The 17817-nt window shown below is 65.6% G+C and carries 14 protein-coding genes; 9 read left to right on the top strand and 5 right to left on the bottom strand.

Features of this window, described 5'->3' with window-relative positions; translation table 11 throughout:
• Positions 1–17: 17 nt before the first annotated feature.
• Positions 18–1013: a cytochrome c oxidase assembly protein gene (locus tag ACXYX3_RS28335; RefSeq protein WP_241204956.1), complete on the top strand. Its 996-nt coding sequence runs from the start codon at positions 18–20 to the stop codon at positions 1011–1013.
• 62 nt (positions 1014–1075) lie between these two features.
• Here ACXYX3_RS28335 and ACXYX3_RS28330 read toward each other — a convergent pair whose 3' ends face one another.
• Positions 1076–1714, bottom strand: coding sequence for a DUF305 domain-containing protein (locus tag ACXYX3_RS28330; RefSeq protein WP_241204955.1), 639 nt, complete (start codon positions 1712–1714; stop codon positions 1076–1078).
• Positions 1715–1879: 165 nt separating this feature from the next.
• Between ACXYX3_RS28330 and ACXYX3_RS28325 the strand changes: the two genes are divergently transcribed.
• Positions 1880–2083, top strand: coding sequence for a hypothetical protein (locus ACXYX3_RS28325; protein WP_131705500.1), 204 nt, complete (start codon positions 1880–1882; stop codon positions 2081–2083).
• A 118-nt stretch (positions 2084–2201) separates the two neighbouring features.
• On the opposite strand, the gene ACXYX3_RS28320 is transcribed toward ACXYX3_RS28325, so the two are convergent.
• The 3 genes from ACXYX3_RS28320 to ACXYX3_RS28310 all read right to left on the bottom strand — a co-directional run bounded on the left by ACXYX3_RS28320 (position 2202) and on the right by ACXYX3_RS28310 (position 4833).
• The gene (locus ACXYX3_RS28320; RefSeq protein ID WP_043416033.1) at positions 2202–3146 is read right to left on the bottom strand and encodes a M56 family metallopeptidase; all 945 of its coding nucleotides are present in this window, start codon (positions 3144–3146) and stop codon (positions 2202–2204) included.
• Entirely contained in the window at positions 3143–3529 is a 387-nt protein-coding gene (locus tag ACXYX3_RS28315) for a BlaI/MecI/CopY family transcriptional regulator (RefSeq protein ID WP_011893696.1), read from the bottom strand. Before ACXYX3_RS28315 ends, ACXYX3_RS28320 begins: the two co-directional genes overlap by 4 nt.
• 284 nt (positions 3530–3813) lie before the next feature.
• Positions 3814–4833, bottom strand: coding sequence for a M23 family metallopeptidase (locus tag ACXYX3_RS28310; protein WP_043416029.1), 1020 nt, complete (start codon positions 4831–4833; stop codon positions 3814–3816).
• Positions 4834–5343: 510 nt separating this feature from the next.
• Here ACXYX3_RS28310 and ctaD point away from each other — a divergent pair.
• From ctaD to ACXYX3_RS28280, 6 genes are all read left to right on the top strand, one after another.
• Positions 5344–7089, top strand: a complete 1746-nt coding sequence (ctaD, locus tag ACXYX3_RS28305) for an aa3-type cytochrome oxidase subunit I (RefSeq protein WP_011893698.1) — start codon at positions 5344–5346, stop codon at positions 7087–7089.
• A 148-nt stretch (positions 7090–7237) separates the two neighbouring features.
• Positions 7238–7732: a hypothetical protein gene (locus tag ACXYX3_RS28300; protein ID WP_043416277.1), complete on the top strand. Its 495-nt coding sequence runs from the start codon at positions 7238–7240 to the stop codon at positions 7730–7732.
• Between the two features lie 169 nt (positions 7733–7901).
• Positions 7902–8882 carry a c-type cytochrome biogenesis protein CcsB gene (gene ccsB, locus ACXYX3_RS28295; RefSeq protein ID WP_043416028.1) on the top strand — a complete coding sequence of 327 codons (981 nt, stop codon included), beginning with the start codon at positions 7902–7904 and terminating at the stop codon, positions 8880–8882.
• Positions 8883–8985: 103 nt separating this feature from the next.
• A complete protein-coding gene (locus tag ACXYX3_RS28290; RefSeq protein ID WP_241204954.1) occupies positions 8986–11172 on the top strand; it encodes an acyltransferase family protein in 2187 nt (728 codons plus the stop codon).
• Positions 11173–12042: 870 nt separating this feature from the next.
• On the top strand, positions 12043–14601 hold the full coding sequence (locus ACXYX3_RS28285; RefSeq protein WP_049777259.1) for a heavy metal translocating P-type ATPase: 2559 nt from the start codon (positions 12043–12045) through the stop codon (positions 14599–14601).
• Positions 14598–15419, top strand: coding sequence for an adenylate/guanylate cyclase domain-containing protein (locus ACXYX3_RS28280; RefSeq protein WP_241204953.1), 822 nt, complete (start codon positions 14598–14600; stop codon positions 15417–15419). The genes ACXYX3_RS28285 and ACXYX3_RS28280 overlap by 4 nt, the downstream gene beginning before the upstream one ends.
• Positions 15420–15834: 415 nt before the next feature.
• On the opposite strand, the gene ACXYX3_RS28275 is transcribed toward ACXYX3_RS28280, so the two are convergent.
• The gene (locus tag ACXYX3_RS28275; protein ID WP_011893704.1) at positions 15835–16791 is read right to left on the bottom strand and encodes a L,D-transpeptidase; all 957 of its coding nucleotides are present in this window, start codon (positions 16789–16791) and stop codon (positions 15835–15837) included.
• Positions 16792–16967: 176 nt separating this feature from the next.
• On the opposite strand from ACXYX3_RS28275, the gene ACXYX3_RS28270 reads away from it, so the two are divergent.
• Complete coding sequence (locus ACXYX3_RS28270) at positions 16968–17741, top strand: cytochrome c biogenesis CcdA family protein (RefSeq protein WP_043416275.1); 774 nt, start codon at positions 16968–16970, stop codon at positions 17739–17741.
• Positions 17742–17817 lie beyond the last annotated feature (76 nt).

Below are 17817 nucleotides of genomic sequence, written 5' to 3'. Positions count from 1 at the left end.
CGCAACGCCGCGACTCGATGGTGGGCTGCCCCGTGATCGGTCAGGTGGTGCTCCCCACCTCACCGCCGTCGCTTTGGGCGATGCTCGGTTGGTTACCGCCACCGGTTCCGATACTGCCTGTAATGGCAATTGTTTTGGCGGTGTGGTACCTGCTTGCCGTTCGAGTCGTCAGATCCCGGGGCCGCCAGTGGGCGTGGACGCGCACGGCGAGCTTCCTGGCCGGCTGTATCGCCTTGGCGGCGGTGACGGGCCTGGCCATCGACGGCTACGGCTACCGACTGTTCAGTGCCTTCATGTTCCAGCACCTCACGCTGTCGATCCTCGTTCCGCCGCTGCTCGTGCTGGGTGCGCCAGGCCGGCTGCTCCTCAGGTCCACGCCTCATCGTGGACTCGGACGCTACGTCGTGATCGCCGCGCTGGGCGGCCTGCGCTGCCGGGCGAGCAGGGTCGTGCTGCACCCCGGCTTCACCATTCCGGTGTTCCTGTTGAGCTACTACGGCCTGTACCTTTCCGACCTCTTCGACGCGGCGGCGTCCAGCGTGGCCGGACACGTCACACTGCAGGTGTTCTTCCTCACCAGCGGTATGTTGTTCATCCTGCCGATCCTGTCGATCGGTCCCTTGCCGGTCCGGCAGAGCAACCTGGGCCGCTTCTTCGACATCTTCGTCGAAATGCCGCTGCACGTCTTCATCGGCGTCATCCTGATGATGGCACCGCGGACGCTCACCGAGACCTTCGCCCAACCTCCGCCGGACTGGAACGTCGACCCCGTCGCCGACCAGGGGGTTGCTGGCGCCTTGGCGTGGTCCTACGGCGAGCCCGTCGCGCTGCTGACCACAGTGATCTTCGCCATCCGATGGCGCCGTGATGAGGAGTCGGAGTCGAAGAAAAGAGAGGCCGACGTCGAACGCGACGACGCGGAACTGGCGGCCTACAACGCGTTTCTGCGCGGACTGCACCAACAGCGGCGACCACCGACCGACGTGCCGAGCACCGCCAACGAGCACGACTGACGCCGTGACGACAACGCGGCGGCCATCAATTCGACGCCAGACCCAGGTCGCCAGCGACATCGTCAGGGGTGCAGGGTCTCCATGACGGAGATCTCGCTTTGCTGGCTTTCGATGAGCGATCGCGCGATCGCCATCGCCCGAGGATTCGACCCTGCTTCCAGCTGGTCACGCGCGGCCGAGATCGTGAAACGGTGCTGTCGGATCATCAACTCCAGATATTGGCCCGCCGCACCCGTCCCGGTCGCGCCGGTGACGCGACGGACGTCGGCGTCCACGGCGAGCGGATGTTCACCCGGCGCAACTGCGACGTTGGGCTTGCCCGCCGCAGGACGGGGCCCGACGGTCATGGGGGTGAATCCCCAATCGACGAGGAGCGCCTGCAGCTCGTTGACGTAGGTGGTGCTGCCCGCGCTGATTTGTCTGGCGATGTCCCGGATCTCGGGTGCGATGCCTTGCTTGACGGTGGTCGAATTGCTCAATGCAACAGCTTGACCGCTGTGGTCGATGATGTCGAAGGCGAACAAGACGTCGAACCGAGTGTGCGGCTGGTCGGCGACGGCACCCGCGGCGCTCGAAGGACCCGGCGACGACACACGGCCCGTGTCGCCGCAGCCCGCGACGACGATCATCGTCACACCTGCGAGTGCCACCCACGCCGCGCGGACCGGTCGCCCGGTGCCCGTTCTCAGATCGTCGCGCACGCGGTCCCTTTCATCGCCGCCTGCATGGAGCGACGGTGACATCGTTGCCCGCCGAAGCCCGGTCAGAAGGCCGCCTACACCGTGTTGGTGACCCCATCGCCGAACCTCGTAACGCAAGAATGCGAAGCAATGGCCACATACGTAGTCACATAGTAGATTGGTGGTGTGAAGAGTGCACTGGCCGTGTCCTGCCACGGACCGCGGTCGAGTTGGCCTCAGCAGCGCCACGTGCGGCCGACGGGCCGACTGGCTCGCCGATGGATCGCGACGGCGCTACTGTTGGCCCTGAGTTTGGCGGTGTTGGCCATGCTTGTGGCCGACCCCGCCGCCGCTCACCTTGCGGGCATGGCCGACCTCCCGCACTTCTAGCCAGCCGCAGAAGCGCCACGAACCCTGCCATAGCCGCATTTACGGCGCAATGACGCCGTGCAGCACGGTATTTGGATGCGCCAAGAATGTCGTGAAGTCCTTGAGCGCGGTGAGCCGCTCACGCGAAGCAGATCAGTACGCCCGATAGCGACAGCGTGACGATCGCCAACGGTGTGGCGGCCATCGCCGCCACCGCACCGCTGAGCGTGACTTGGGTCTGGATGCGGGCGAAGCGTCGTGGTGGCTTCGACAACCGCTCGGCACGGGCGAGCACGGCGATACCGGCGGCGGCCAGACCGTGAGCCGGGGCGGTGGCGCCAGAGAGGGTCAACAAGCCTGCGAGCAGCGGCTGACGGCCGTGGCGACGAGCGGCCGCATCGTCGGCGCACATTTCCAACAGAGAACTGACGTGGCTGGCTGCGCTCGCGAAGAGCCCGCATGTGGGCAGCGCGGCGGTCAGGCCGCGCGTCGCAGCGACGATGTAGGCGTGCCGGCCGTCGAGGTGAGCACGCTCGTGGGCCACGACGGCCGCCAGTTGGTTTTCATCGAGCGCGGCCAGAGCTGCGGAGGTCACCACGATCGCCGGTGGGCGTCCCGCCACGCAATACGCCGCAGGCTCGGTTGCCTCGATGACCACGACGTCGCTGCCATGTGAACGGCCCACCAGGCGCACGGCGTCGGCGTGCGCGAAGGTGTGGGTGCGCATCCGGCCCAGAGCGCGGCCTATTCGAATGACGACGGCGATCAGACTTCCGACCGCGATGGCCACCGCGACGGTTGCGACGATTCGCGCCGGCCACCCGGCGTGGCCGACGAGAATGGCGCGCAGACGTTCTAGGCACGTGACGAGCAGCGCGTCGGGGCTGTCCCAATGCCCAGCGGCCTCGATGAGCAGCAGCGCGACGGCGGCAACCGAGCAGCCGAGCACCGTCACGACAGCGGTGATCCACGCGGCTATCGCCAGGCGCGGAGCCCCGCCGTCGGCGGTGATATGGACCAGCAGCTTCGGTGCGATCGCCAGGACCGCCGCGACATAGAGCAGCAAAGCCGCCGCGACGGTCATCGGCGACCTGACTTGCGGGCCAGGCGCCGCAGCGCAGCACGCAAGTCAGCGGATTCCTCTGCATCGATCTGCGCCACGAAATGACTCAGGACCGCCTCCGACCGACCGCCGCCGCTCAGTGCCTCCAACATGAGTCGTGCACTGTGCTCCTCGCGAGTCAGGGTCGGCCGGTAGCGATACGCCTTGCCGTCGCGTTCACGCGACAGCCAACCCTTGCCATGCAAGTTGTCCATCGTCGACATCACTGTGGTGTACGCGATGTGGCGTTCGGTGCTCAACTCGTCGAAGATGTCCCTGACCGTGGTGTCGGCCTCGGGGTCACGATTCCAGAGGCGATCCATGATCGACGCTTCGAGCTCTCCGAAGCCACGCACCCGAGCCATGATCGAACCTCCTGAATTGGTCAGTAGGTAGCTTACGGTGTCGATCGGTGTGCCGGCGCTGAAGTGAGCGCACGGCGCCGACTGTGATCGCGCGGCGGCCAGCCGGGCTCGACGTGATTCTACTGACGTCAGTAGCTGGCTGGTAGCCTTCAGCGGCGGGCTGCATCAGCGATGCTGCCGGCACTCCAGGTCGGGCCTTCCGCCTCTGATCGCCCGGCCTCTCCTGGGGAGTTGTCTTCGTGAGACGGCTGTGCTCGCATTGTGTAGACGGTCAGGCAGCTGCCCTAGCCGTTAGGCACTCCCCGTTCCCCCAACCACGCCATCGGATCGGTCTTGACCGATCCGTTGCGGTGCACCTCGAAGTGCAGGTGCGGTCCCGTCGAATTGCCTCGGTTGCCCATGGTGGCGATCTGGTCGCCGGCCATCACCCGCTGGCCCGTTTGCACCATCGTGGTGTCGATGTGACCGTAGAGCGTAACTGTGCCGTCCGCGGCAAGGATCTTGACCCACATGCCGAAACCCGGTGTCGGACCGGAGGCAATCACGTCGCCATCGGATGCGGCGTAGATCGGAGTGCCGACGGCGTTGGCGATGTCGAGTCCGGCGTGCAGGGTGCCCCACCGGGCTCCGAAGCCCGATGTCAGGATGCCTCGGGCAGGAAAGGTGAACTGGGGGCGCCGAAGTCGCGCCTCCCGCTGCGCCCGCTCCTGAGCGAAGGCCGCGCCGTTGGCCAATTCCTGTCGATGGATCCCAGCATCGAAACCGTTTGCCACAGGGATGATCTGCATCCCCGAGGCGTCGGGGAGGGCAGTCGGGGACGCCGCAGAGTCGGCGACCAAAACCGGCTGCTGCGCCTCGGTTTCGTCGACCGCTGCGTTCGCTGCGGCGGCGATCGCGCCGACGGCGATAGCAGTGATGACCAACCTGCTGTGCACCGCACCGGTGGCCGCGGGGGTTCGTCGATGCGCTCCGCCAGATGCGCGGAGGGTAGCGCCCGACTGCGCCCGAGACGGCGGTGGACGTTCCCTAAGACGTGCCCCGCCGACGGGAGCCGGCACGGTCGGTGACGCTGCCTTCGTGGCACCTTTCGATGGGAGCAGCAGCCGTGGCGACTCATCGGCCACATCGTTGAGGTCGTCGAGTTCCGGTGCGCTCAACACCTCGAAGTCCATAGCGAACGGATCGCTGCGACAATTGGCCATATCCAGCAACGCGCCGAACTCGCCGAAGGCGATGATCTCGGTGACGTCAGTGGCCCCACGATCGGCCGGCGCGTCTGGTCGCGCGAGTCGGTGGTGCACCACTTCGAAGTCGATCCTTTGCCGTTACCGATTCGTTATCTGGTTGGCGAGACGCTAACCCAACACCGGCTACTGGGCAAGTCACGAACCGCCGATGAACGCCCCCGCCTGACATCACACGTTACTTAATGGGTTGGGACGCAATCGGTTTAATCAGGAACGCACGCAACAACGTGAGGAGCTACTTTGCTAAGTACGTACGTAGTAGAACCAGATTAAGGACGACCGTCAGGCTCGGACGTCGTTCGTGACACCTCAATACAGCTCCCCGCGCCGCGAGACTGGCACCTCCCTAACGCACCGGAGGTCGGCTCGAAGGGGCTGGGCCGGAGCGGGTGCGAGTGCTGGCTCGGCACCCGCCCCGGCAGGACGCCCGTCACCGGGCGATGTGGCTCACTGATGGGTCCAGCACTTCCAACTACACAAGCTAGTACTAACCTACGCAGTAGGATATCCTACGTATGTAGTCCGTAGATTCGAAACGGGGTCCGGGCCCGTGGCGGGAGGAGTCTTATGGTCGCCGATGCGCCACCGGTCGGGGAACTGGAGGCACGCCGCCCCTTCCCCGCCCGGATGGGCCCGAAGGGCAATCTGATCTACCGATTGATCACGACCACTGATCACAAGTTGATCGGCATGATGTATTGCGTCGCGTGTTTCGCGTTCTTCCTCATCGGCGGGTTGATGGCGCTGTTTATTCGCACCGAATTGGCGGTGCCCGGCCTGCAGTTCCTGTCTAATGAGCAGTACAACCAGTTGTTCACCATGCATGGCACGGTGATGCTGCTGTTCTACGCGACACCCATCGTGTTCGGCTTCGCGAACCTGGTGCTGCCGCTGCAGATCGGCGCCCCTGACGTGGCGTTCCCTCGGTTGAATGCGTTCTCGTTCTGGCTGTTCCTGTTCGGTGCGCTGATCGCAACTGCCGGGTTCATCACCCCCGGTGGCGCCGCGGATTTCGGCTGGACCGCCTACACGCCCTTGTCTAGTGCTATCTATTCGCCAGGCGCCGGCGCCGACCTCTGGATTCTCGGCCTGATCGTCGGCGGGCTGGGGACGATCTTAGGCGCGGTCAACATGATCACCACCGTGGTGTGTATGCGTGCGCCGGGCATGACGATGTTTCGGATGCCGATTTTCACCTGGAACATCTTGGTGACGTCGATTCTGGTGCTGCTGGCGTTCCCGCTGCTGACCGCGGCCCTGTTTGCGTTGGCCGCCGACCGGCACCTCGGCGCGCACGTCTACGACCCTGCCAACGGCGGTGTGCTGCTCTGGCAGCACCTGTTCTGGTTCTTCGGTCACCCCGAGGTGTACATCATCGCGCTGCCCTTCTTCGGCATCGTCAGTGAGATCTTCCCGGTGTTCAGCCGCAAGCCCATCTTCGGGTACACCACGCTGATCTACGCGACGCTCGGTATCGCCGCACTGTCGGTGGCCGTGTGGGCGCACCACATGTACGCGACCGGCGCGGTGCTGCTGCCCTTCTTCTCGTTCATGACATTCCTGATCGCCGTCCCGACGGGCATCAAGTTCTTCAACTGGATAGGCACGATGTGGAAGGGGCAGTTGACGTTCGAGACACCGATGCTGTTCTCCATCGGTTTCATCGTCACGTTCCTTCTCGGTGGTCTGTCTGGTGTGCTGCTGGCCAGCCCGCCGCTGGACTTTCAGGTCACCGACAGCTACTTCGTCATCGCGCACTTCCACTACGTGTTGTTCGGCACGATCGTGTTCGCCACCTACGCGGGCATCTACTTCTGGTTCCCGAAGATGACGGGCCGCCTGCTCGACGAGCGCCTCGGCAAGCTGCACTTCTGGCTGACCTTCATCGGTTTCCACACCACGTTCCTGGTGCAGCACTGGCTGGGCAACGAGGGTATGCCGCGTCGCTACGCGGACTACCTGCCTAGCGACGGGTTCACGACGCTGAACGTGATTTCGACGATCGGTGCGTTCATCCTCGGTCTGTCGACGCTGCCGTTCCTGTGGAACGTGTTCAAGAGCTGGCGGTACGGCGAGGTCGTCACCGTCGACGACCCCTGGGGCTACGGCAACTCCCTGGAGTGGGCCACCAGCTGCCCGCCGCCGCGGCACAACTTCACCGAGCTGCCCCGCATCCGTTCCGAGCGCCCGGCGTTCGAGCTGCACTATCCGCACATGATCGACCGGATGCGCCGCGAGGCACACGTGGGTCGTTCGCACGGACCCGAGGACGGCGACGTTACCCGGCTCGACGACGCTCAAGTGCGCACCTAAACCGATCGGCCACAATGCTGATATGCAAAGGCGCGCGCTATTCCAGCCTTATGCGCGGTCACTGCCGAGGCGGCCTCATGCCGCTGTTGAGGCCGCAGCGGGTCGGTGAATCACCTAAAAGGCCTACATGATTCGGGGAGACTTCGAGATGGCCGAGGTGATGTGGGAGGCCGCCGAACCCTGCCTTACGGAAGCGCAGCGTGTGACGGCGCTCACGGCGCTACACGTTGGTGAGCCGAGCATGGCCATTCTGGTGGTAGTAAAAGCCCTGTCCCGCAGCGGTTATCCACTGCCGTCCGAGCTGCACGAGGAATTCCACGAGTGGTTGCGGCAGCGTCCAGGTGCAGGGTCTAACCCCGAGTGGTCGCTCCTCGAACTCCGCGTCATGGCAGCCGACGTGAAGGCAACCGCCGACGTAAGCATGATCAACGGTTGTTTCGGCGATGCAACCCTCTGCTACTTCATCCTCGACGACGCTGGCGTGGCGGATGCCTCCCCGGAGCAACAAGCCGACGCGCTGAGGGCATGGCTATCAGCTAATCGACCGAGTCCATCGCTGCGAGCAGATATGCGGCTCAATGGATTCGGATTTCTTCTCGACACTCCCGAACCTCCGTCATGCGGCGGGCTGGGCACGCCGTGAACGTTTTCGGGTCGCGGCAGCCGACCGCACACTGGGTCCAATACCGTAAACAGACGTCGCGCTCGCAGAGACGATCGCAGGGAGGCGAGACGAGCGGAGGCAGACGAGCGAGGTTGTGGTCTGGCTACGCTACGCCGATAGTCCTCAACGGCAGCGTGAGATCTCAGACGTGAACGTAGTTGGCACACGGGAATCTCTGGCGCTGTATTCGGACTGGGCGTACGCATCAGCGGTGGGCGTGCTGACGCTTGCATTGTTGCTTCTTGCAGCGACTTTCGCGATCGGTCGGACAAGGACACTCGAGAGGTCTATGGCACCTGTAGGGGTCTCGCTCGACAGCGCAAGCCCGGGTGTCGTCACCGAGATGCCGCGGCGATCGCGGGCAGAACGTATGGAGCGTGCTGGAATAGCCGTGGTCTTCGTGGGTGCCGTCTTACTCCTGATGTGCATTGTCCTGCGCGGCTTGGCGACCTCGCGTGCCCCCTGGGGCAACATGTACGAGTTCATCAACTTGACTTGCTTGTGCGGCCTCGTCGCCGCGGCAGTCGTGTTGCGCCGCCCGCAGTTTCGCGCGCTGTGGGTGTTTGTCCTGATCCCGGTGTTGATTCTGCTCGCGGTGTCGGGCAAGTGGCTGTATGCCGACGCCGCGCCCGTGATGCCTGCGCTGCAGTCGTATTGGTTGCCTATTCATGTGTCGGTGGTGAGCCTCGGCTCCGGTGTGTTCCTTGTCGCCGGAGTGGCAAGCATTCTGTTCCTGGCCAAGACGTCGACTCATGGTGAGCTGCGGGGCGACGGGGGGAACGGGTACGTCGCGGGCATCATGTCCAGGTTGCCCGATGCACAAGTTCTGGACAGGATCGCCTACCGCACCACGATCTTTGCGTTCCCGACTTTCGGGTTTGGCGTCATCTTCGGCGCGATCTGGGCCGAGGAGACGTGGGGACGCTTCTGGGGTTGGGACCCCAAGGAGACGGTGTCGTTCATCGCATGGGTTGCCTACGCGGCCTACTTGCATGCCCGCTCCACCGCGGGGTGGCGTGACAGGAAGGCTGCTTGGATCAACGTGGCCGGCTTCGTGGCGATGGTCTTCAACCTGTTTTTCATCAATCTGGTGATTGCTGGGTTGCACTCCTACGCCGGGGTGGGCTGACGTCGAGGCCAGAGGGTGCGGACGTACTCGGCACACCAGTTTCGTCTGGCCGCGTCATGACCGCGGCTGAACTCATGACTCCCGTGGTGTCGTCTCGACGACCATGCTGACCTCCGCCCCGCCCCGGACGGCGCCGCGTACCGATTCCGGGCGCCCCGCCCCTGCCTTGACGGGCACTGGGGCTCCCGGGTTCTACCGCCACGACCTCGACGGCCTGCGCGGCATCGCCATCGCGCTGGTCGCGGTGTTCCACGTGTGGTTCGGCCGGGTCTCCGGTGGCGTCGACGTGTTCCTCGCGTTGTCCGGCTTCTTCTTCGGCGGCCGGCTGCTGCGCGCCGCCCTGACGTCGACCGCCTCCCTGGCACCCGTGCCCGAGGTCAGGCGTCTGGTCCGGCGCCTGCTTCCCGCGCTGGTGGTGGTCCTCGCGGCCTCCGCGGGGTTGACGATCCTCGTTCAGCCCGAGACCCGGTGGGAGACGTTCGCCGATCAGAGCCTCGCGAGCCTCGGCTATTACCAGAACTGGGAACTGTCGAGCACGGCAGCGAACTACCTGCGCGCGAGCGAGGCGGTCAGCCCGCTGCAGCACATTTGGTCGATGTCGGTGCAGGGGCAGTTCTACCTCGCATTCCTGCTGCTGGTATTCGGCATCGGCTTCCTGCTGCGCCGCCTACTCGTGGGCAGGCACCTGCGGGTCCTTCTGGTCGTCCTGCTATCGGCGCTCACCATCGCCTCATTCGTGTACGCGATCGGTGCGCACCAGGCCGACCAGACCACTGCCTACTACAACAGCTTCGCCCGGGCCTGGGAGTTATTGCTCGGGGCGCTGGCGGGGGCGTTGGTGCAGCACGTCCGGTGGCCGATGTGGCTGCGGACCCTCGTCTCGGTGCTCGCACTGGCCGCGATCCTGTCGTGTGGCGCGTTCATCGACGGCGTCGCGGAGTTCCCCGGACCGTGGGCGCTGGTCCCGGTCGGGGCGACCATCCTGCTCATCCTGAGCGCCGCCAACCGTGCCGCCGACCCGCACCTCGCCCGCGCCGACGGCCGGATGCCCCTGCCGAACCGCCTCCTGGCCACCAAGCCGTTCGTCTCCCTCGGCGCGATGGCCTACTCGCTGTACCTGTGGCACTGGCCGCTGCTGATCTTCTGGCTCGCCTACAGCGGACATGCACAGGCCAACCTGGCCGAGGGCGCGGGCGTCCTGCTGGTCTCCGGGGTGCTGGCCTGGCTGACGACCCGCTACATCGAGGTGCCGCTGCGGCTGCGTGCGACCAGCTCGGCCAAAAAGGCGAAGGCCGCCGTACCGCTGCGCACGCGCCTGCTTAGGCCCACCATCGTGTTGGGCTCGGTGGTGACGCTGTTGGGCGTGGCGCTGACGGCGGCGTCGTTCACCTGGCGCGAGCACGTGGCGGTCCAGCGCGCCAACGGCGAGGAGCTGGCCGGGCTGTCGCCCCGCGACTACCCCGGTGCACGCGCGCTGATCGACCACGCCAAGGTCCCCAAGCTGCCGATGCGGCCGACGGTCCTGGAGGCCAAGGACGACCTGCCGCAGAGCACCGCCGACAGCTGCATCAGCGACTTCGCGGACCCGAGTCTGCGCGAGTGCGCTTTTGGTTCCAAAACCGCGACCCGCACCATCGCGGTGGCGGGCGGCTCGCACGCCGAGCACTGGATCACTGCGCTGGACCTGCTCGGCCGGCTGTACGGCTTCAAGGTCGTGACCTATCTCAAGATGGGCTGCCCCCTATCAGGAGAGCGAGCGCCCCGTATTCCGGGGTCGGGAGAGCCGTACCCGCAGTGCTTTGATTGGGTTCAAGCCGCCATGCGCGAGATCGTCGCCGACCGACCAGATTTCGTGTTCACCACCGTGACACGACCACGGGATACGCAACCCGGCGACGTCATGCCAGATGTGTACCTGCCGATCTGGCAGGCGTTCGCAGAAAGCGGTGTGAAGGTGCTTGGCATTCGCGATACACCGTGGCTGGTCCGCAACGGCGAACCTTTCTTCCCTCGCGACTGTCTGGCCGACGGCGGCGACGCGACGACGTGTGGCATGCCACGAGCGCTCGTCCTCGACGACGTCAATCCCGCTGCAGATCTCACGAATCGTTTCCCGCTGATGAAAGTGATCGACATGAGTAGTGCGATGTGTCGCGACGATTATTGCCGAGCCGCCGAAGGGAACATCCTGATCTACCGAGATTCTCACCACTTGACGGCGACGTACGTGCGGTCCATGGCGCCAGAACTCGGGCGCAGGATTGGTGCTTTGACGGGATGGTGGCCCTAGCTGGGCCGTGATGCGCGCACCATGGGCGTTCTGCTTGAGGCTGTTAGAGCTTGCTCGGTTGCCATCGTTTCTCCAGAGCGGATTCACGTAGTCCATCGCCACCACATTCCAACCATCGCGACGCCACCAACAAGTACTATCTAGGTACGTAGATAATGCGGCGGCGAGCAGAGTCCCCTCAGGGTGCGTTGCTGCGGCTACACAAGACGAGAGGGAGGAGGAGGCCTCGCCGTTTGGCAGGCCCAAAGTTGGGCATGGCATACAAAAGTGAGCCACGGGGCAGAGCGCAAGCAACACGGCGTGCCGCTGGTAACGGCGAGATCGCCGCTGCCCTCGTGCAGTGGGCCGTGTCTCGGGGGTGGACCGCTCGGACCAGTCCCGATGGGTGCTGGCACTTCTACGACCCCGATGGTGAGTACGTGGCGTACTGGCCATCGAAAGCATCCTCAGGCCCCGGTCACCGTTGGTAGACAGTGCGGCTCACCCGTTCCCCGGCAGCGCCTTGCAACGCCGGCAGGATTATTCGTGTAGCCAATGCGTGCGGGTGCGCTGGCGGCCTTGCAGCCAAATGGCGCCGTCGATATCCAATGCGGCGATCCGAGTGAGGCGCGGGCACCTTCGCGCCACATTGGTTGCGGGGCAACGGCTCTCGGGTAGGTCAGTCCGTCTACACGGGTTTCTCGCCGAGCCGTTGGCGGCACGCAGACGTTCTGCCACACGGCGGTTCCCCTGGGGGGCGTCGGAGAGGGTCTCTCGGCGGCGCCGGCGCTCGCCTTGGAATCTGTCGGGTCGCATGCGTGTCGTCGACGTCGGCGGATGCCGCCGACGCGCGGGTTCGCGCAAATTGGTGTTGACGAGTCATATGCACACATGCGTATTATTGCATGTATGGCAGATCGCAACGGCGAGAAGGTAGGTCGCCTCGGCGCGGACGGGGCGCCCACACATAGGACCCTGGCACTCGACCTGACAGACCTGCTTCCCGACAGCGACGAGCGCTGCGCTGACCGCCTGACGCGCGGCCTGGTGGATGACGGGATCATCGAACAGGCCCACGTTATCGATGGCGACACGCCCAAACCCCGCCTGTGCGTGCACTACGACGCCGAGGCTGCGTCCGCGACAGAAGTGCAGCGGCGGGCTCTGGAGGCGGCCGACACGATTACGTCGATGTATGGGCACCTGCGGTGGTTGACCACAGGCACTCATGACGATATGGCGATGCGCACTGCGCTCGTCGACACGCTGTCGACGATTCCCGGCGTCGTCGCCGCAGCCGCGACACCAGATTCAGTCGAGCTGGAGTTCGAGCGGACGACGGTGACCGCCCAGGAACTCGTAGACGTGATCGCCGCGCAGATGGCGCCGTCGGGGAGCGCCGCGGACGCGGAAGCAGCCGTCGCGCACGACGGAGACGGCGCCGACCATCAACACGGTCACGGCGGGATCTCCGGCGAACGCACCGAACTGGTCTTTGCGGGACTGGCGGGCGCGCTCCTACTCACGGGCTGGTTATTGGCCGCCTTCGCCGATACGCCACGGTCGGCCGAGGTGGTGGTCTACGGCCTGGCGTTCTTCTTCGGCGCGTTCTTCACCGTGCAGGAAGCCTTCGCCAGTGTGCGGCAGGGCCGGTTCGAGATCGACTTCCTCATGCTCGTCTCCGCTGCGGGTGCGGCGGCGCTCGGCGAAGTCGCCGAAGGTGCGCTCCTGCTGTTCCTCTTCAGCGTCGGACACGCACTCGAGGGCTATGCGATGGGCCGGGCTCGCCGGGCGATCGAAGCGCTCGCCGAACTCGCCCCCAAGACGGCGCTGGTGCGACGCGGCGGCACCGGCGACACCGTCGAAGTGTCCGTCGCGGACCTGCGCATTGGGGACATCGTCGTCGTGCGCCCCAACATGCGTCTGGCCGCAGACGGCTTCGTCGTGGCAGGCAGCAGCAGCATCGATCAAGCCCCGGTGACCGGGGAAAGCGTCCCCGTCGACAAGATCCCGGTCCCGGACGTGGCGGCAGCTGCGGCGTCACCCGAGCTCATCGACGCGGCATCGCGAGTGTTCGCCGGCACCATCAACGGCGCCGGCGCCATCGAGATTCAGGTGACCCGGCTCGCCAGTGACTCCACCCTGGCCCGGGTGGTGCGTCTGGTGGCCGAGGCGCAAACCAAGACCACCTCCACGCAGCGCTTTACCGACCGCTTCCAGCGGATCTTCGTGCCCGTGGTCCTGGTCGGTGTGGTCCTGCTGCTCTTCGCCGGGTTCGTGGTCGACGAGCCGTTCACTGACACGGTGTACCGGGCGCTTGCCGTCCTGGTGGCGGCCAGCCCGTGTGCGCTGGCGATCGCCACGCCCAGCGCGGTGTTGTCGGCGGTAGCGCGGGCGGCGCGGGCCGGCATCCTGATGAAGGGCGGTGCCGCGTTGGAGGAACTTGGCCGGGTCAACGTGCTGGCCTTCGACAAGACCGGCACCCTCACCGAGGGGCGGCCCCGGATCGCCGATGTCTGCGCCACCGCAGACAGCGACGACGCCGAACTGCTGCGGATCGCCGTTGCCGTTGAGGAGCAAAGCGACCATCCGCTCGCCCGAGCCATAGTCCGCGACGGCCGCGAGCGTCTCGCCGGGGCGGTGACACCCCGCGCGACCGACGTCCGTGCCGTGATCGGCCGCGGCATCGTCGCGTCCGTCGAGGGGGTCGAGGTCTGCATCGGCAAGACCGAGTTGTTCACCGACGCCGCTCAGCCCCCGCCGGCTGAGCTGGCGGCCGAGGTGAATCGTCTCGAACAGGCGGGCCGCACGACGATGCTCGTCCGCGCGGGCGACCGCTGGTTGGGCGCGATCGGATTGATGGACCTTCCTCGGCCGGAGGCGTCGGCGGTCATCGCGCGTCTTGCCGCACTCGGCGTGAAGAACACCGTGATGCTGTCGGGGGACAACCAGCGGGTGGCCGACGCCGTCGCCGCCGAAGTCGGTGTCGCCCACGCCCGCGGCGATCTGATGCCCGAGGACAAAGTGGCCCAGATCGCCGCCCTGCGGGAACGCCACGGCCGCGTCGGGATGGTCGGCGACGGCGTCAACGACGCGCCCGCCATGGCCGGCGCGAGCGTGGGTATCGCAATGGGAGCGGCGGGCTCCGACGTGGCGTTGGAGACCGCTGATGTTGCACTGATGGCCGACGACCTGCGCGCGTTGCCATTTGCAATCAGCCTGAGCCGCCGCTCCTCGCGCGTCATCAAGCAGAACCTGTGGGCAAGTCTCGGAATCGTCGCGGTCCTCATTCCCGCGACGATCTTCGGCCTGGGCATCGGTCCCGCCGTGCTCATCCACGAAGGCTCGACGCTCATCGTCGTCGCCAATGCGTTGCGCCTCCTCGGGATGCCTATGCAGTCGGTCACCCCAGCAGCGCCGCGCGTTGAGCGTGCAGAAGAGACGCCATGACGATCGACTTATCCAGTGCCGCAGATGAATTCGAGCATGCCGACGTCGACACGGTGGTCATCTTCGTGGACATCGCTGGGTTCACTGCGTTCACCGAAACCCACGGTGATCATCGCGCTGCCGAACTGGCAGATCGGTTCGCCACCACAGCCGCCAGGGTCCTCGGGCCCGGCGACGACATGATCAAGACCCTCGGCGATGCCGTGATGATCACCAGTTCGGACCCCACCGCGGCGCTGGCCTTCCTCCGGCGACTCCACGACGAGACCAGTCGCATCGACGGCTTTCCATTGTTGCGCGCCGGCATCTGTGCAGGGCCGGTGGTGAAGCGCCGCGGAGACGCCTTCGGGTCGACGGTCAACACTGCAGCCAGACTGGCCGCCGTCGCCAAGCCAGGCCAGATTGTTGGCAACGCCGAGGCCGCGGCCGCGCTTCGGGCAACAGACCTACTGGCGATGACGTCGTTGGGCCCGCTTCGGTTGCGGAACGTCGGTGCCCTGGTGGAAGCGTTCGCCCTCGACGTCGGAACCCGCCACCAGGAGCACGTCGATCCGATATGCCGAATGCACGTCACGACAGACGCCCAACCGTTGACAATCGCGCACGAGGAAGACACCTACCGGTTCTACTTCTGTTCGACGGCCTGTCTACGCCAATTCGCGCGTCGCGTCGGTGAAGTGCGCACGCCCTCTGGCAACGAGGACCCGCCGACCACGCAGTCGTTCGTCGGAGAGGTCGCGGCGCACTTCGGCGCGCTGGCGTCCCCGCCCCGCGCGCGGAATGCCGAGTCGACCTCACCTCCGGCAAACACCTCGTAGAGGCCGAAGATGACCTCGTGTCACGAATAGTGTTCGCCGACAACGTTATTCGCGCCAGGGCCTAACCGGTCACCCGGTGGCAGGAAGCGGACCCGCTGCTCATCGAAACCCATCGCCGAGGGACGGTGGTTCCTCGATAAGTCGCCGACATAGATCGTGTGTCGTGGCGTGAGCGCTCGTCATACTGGCGCCGCCGCGTTCGATGAAACCACCGACGGCCATGGGCGAGGACAGGCGTCAGCATCGTCTGTGCGGGATGGCGCTGCCAAGGACCTCTATGGGTACCGGGTTGCGTTCGCTGGGAAGCGCGTTGGTGATGTGGGTGACGATCGCGCTCCTGGTCTTGCGCGCGCGGTTTCGCGAAGGTGCCGAGCGGGGTGCGGCTTGTGACCGCTGGGCGTTTCTGGCTTCGACGTCAGATCTGCCAGTCCTGGGCTCCGTCATTTTCGTCGTAGATGCCGACAGAGTTCTTGACGACGACCGGGTCCCCGCTGCCGAAGTTGTCGTAGAACCACTGCGCATTGGCTGGACTCAAATTGGGGCACCCGTGGCTGACGTTGCGCTTGCCCTGATCGGCGACTGACCAGGGCGCGCCGTGAACGAAGATGCCGGCGTTGTTGATGCGCACCGCGTCTTTGACCTTGAGCTTGTACCCCTCGGCTGCGTCGATCGGCACACCGTAGGTGGAGGAGTCCATCACCATGTCGGCGAACTTCTCGAGCACGTAGTAGGTGCCGTTGGGTGTGTCGTATCCCGGCTTTCCTAAGGACACAGGCATGGTCTTCTCCAGTGTGCCGTTGCGCATGACCTCCATTTGGAGGGTGGCGTTGTCGATGGTCGCCACCAACGAGTCGCCGGTGCGGAAGCTCGATTTCGTGCCGCTGGCATCGATGCTGACCGTGGTGTTGGCAGGCCAGAAGTCGAGGGGCCGCCATCTGAGTTGGGTCGCGCTCATCCAGTAGAACTTCCCGGGGACCGCGGGGGTGGAGGAGATATGGACGGCTTGTTCAGCCAGCGTGCGGTCGGCGATGGGCCGTTGAAAATTGATGACGATGGGTTTGGCGACACCGACCGTCGAGCCGTTCGTCGGATTGAACGTGGGGGGAGCGAAGACCGGTGGGCCGAGGTAGGGCGCCGCGTTCTGGCCGGCTGGTGTGTCTTCGGTAGCCGTCGGCGATGGGCCGGGAAAAGTGCCGGATACCGGAGGGGGGAAGGGATTCGGCACTGCCGAGTCGGGGACCGTAAGGGGGTCACCGGGTGCGGGCACGGGTATCTGTGGCTCGGCGGAGGCCGACGGCGCGGTCAGCACGGTCACAGCCGCTAGAGCGGCCGTCATCATGGCCAAGATTTGCCTGGCTGGCGAGCACCGCATACGGGCCTCTCCGTTCCACTGGTCGCCGACCGATGCTCGCGGCGGCTGACGACGATTTGTTGCTACGTAGTTTGATAGTAGATGATGTGGCGTCGTCGGGTGCCGCAGTGTGGCTGCGGACCTGCGTCGTCGATGAGTGAATTCGGAAACGGTGGATGCGGAGGGTGTCGGACTTCGTGGATGGTGTCACCGCGATCGCTACGTCTGGACACGTCCTTCTCGCGGTGTTCGTGTCGGCGTTGGCTGGGTTGGTGTCGTTCGCGTCGCCTTGCGTCGTACCTCTCGTACCCGGGTACCTGTCTTATCTGGCCGCGGTGGTTGGCGTCGATGATGACCGGGCGCGTGCCCAGCCGCTGGGCAGGGCACGTCTGCGGGTGGCAGGGGCCGCCGGGTTGTTCGTTGTCGGGTTCACGGCGGTGTTCCTGATGGGAACCGTCGCGATTCTGGGTCTGACGACGACGATTATCACCAATGGGGTGCTGTTGCAGCGCATCGGCGGAGTGGTCACGATCGTGATGGGTCTGGTGTTCATGGGTTTCTTCCCTGCGCTGCAACGCGACGCGCGGTTTACGCCCACGTCGTTGTCCACGCTGTGGGGTGCGCCGCTCCTGGGGGCGGTGTTCGGGCTGGGCTGGACCCCGTGTTTGGGCCCGACGCTGACGGGTGTCATCGCTGTGGCATCTGCCACCGAGGGGCCCAACGTCGTGCGCGGCATCGTGCTCGTCGTCGCCTACTGTGTGGGTCTGGGCGCTCCGTTCGTGCTGTTCGCGCTGGCATCCGGACGGGCAATGAGGGCACTGGGCTGGCTGCGTCGAAACGCTCGGCGAATTCAGGTCTTCGGCGGCGTGCTCCTCGTCGCGGTCGGCATCGCCCTGCTGACCGGACTGTGGAACGAGGTGGTGTCGTGGGTGCGCGATGCGTTCGTCAGCAACACCACACTTCCGATATGACGCAGTCGCTTTCGGGCCCTCCGCGCCGTCGCTCGGGACTCCTGTGCTGATCGTGAAGCGCCGAGGCGGTCATGGC

The organism is Mycobacterium sp. Panama NTM2 (genome assembly GCF_054355555.1).
The sequence above is the reverse complement of the archived record's forward strand: the minus strand, read 5'-3'. Positions and strand labels throughout refer to the sequence as shown.

What these genes read in the sequence shown, in the direction of transcription:
- ctaD (WP_011893698.1), top strand. Translation starts at nt 5,344, where the DNA reads ATGGTCGCCGATGCGCCACCGGTCGGGGAACTGGAGGCACGCCGCCCC.
- ACXYX3_RS28335 (WP_241204956.1), top strand. Translation starts at nt 18, where the DNA reads ATGGTGGGCTGCCCCGTGATCGGTCAGGTGGTGCTCCCCACCTCACCG.
- ACXYX3_RS28275 (WP_011893704.1), bottom strand. Translation starts at nt 16,791, where the DNA reads ATGCGGTGCTCGCCAGCCAGGCAAATCTTGGCCATGATGACGGCCGCT.
- ACXYX3_RS28320 (WP_043416033.1), bottom strand. Translation starts at nt 3,146, where the DNA reads ATGACCGTCGCGGCGGCTTTGCTGCTCTATGTCGCGGCGGTCCTGGCG.
- ACXYX3_RS28315 (WP_011893696.1), bottom strand. Translation starts at nt 3,529, where the DNA reads ATGGCTCGGGTGCGTGGCTTCGGAGAGCTCGAAGCGTCGATCATGGAT.
- ACXYX3_RS28300 (WP_043416277.1), top strand. Translation starts at nt 7,238, where the DNA reads ATGGCCGAGGTGATGTGGGAGGCCGCCGAACCCTGCCTTACGGAAGCG.
- ACXYX3_RS28285 (WP_049777259.1), top strand. Translation starts at nt 12,043, where the DNA reads ATGCGTATTATTGCATGTATGGCAGATCGCAACGGCGAGAAGGTAGGT.
- ACXYX3_RS28280 (WP_241204953.1), top strand. Translation starts at nt 14,598, where the DNA reads ATGACGATCGACTTATCCAGTGCCGCAGATGAATTCGAGCATGCCGAC.
- ACXYX3_RS28290 (WP_241204954.1), top strand. Translation starts at nt 8,986, where the DNA reads ATGCTGACCTCCGCCCCGCCCCGGACGGCGCCGCGTACCGATTCCGGG.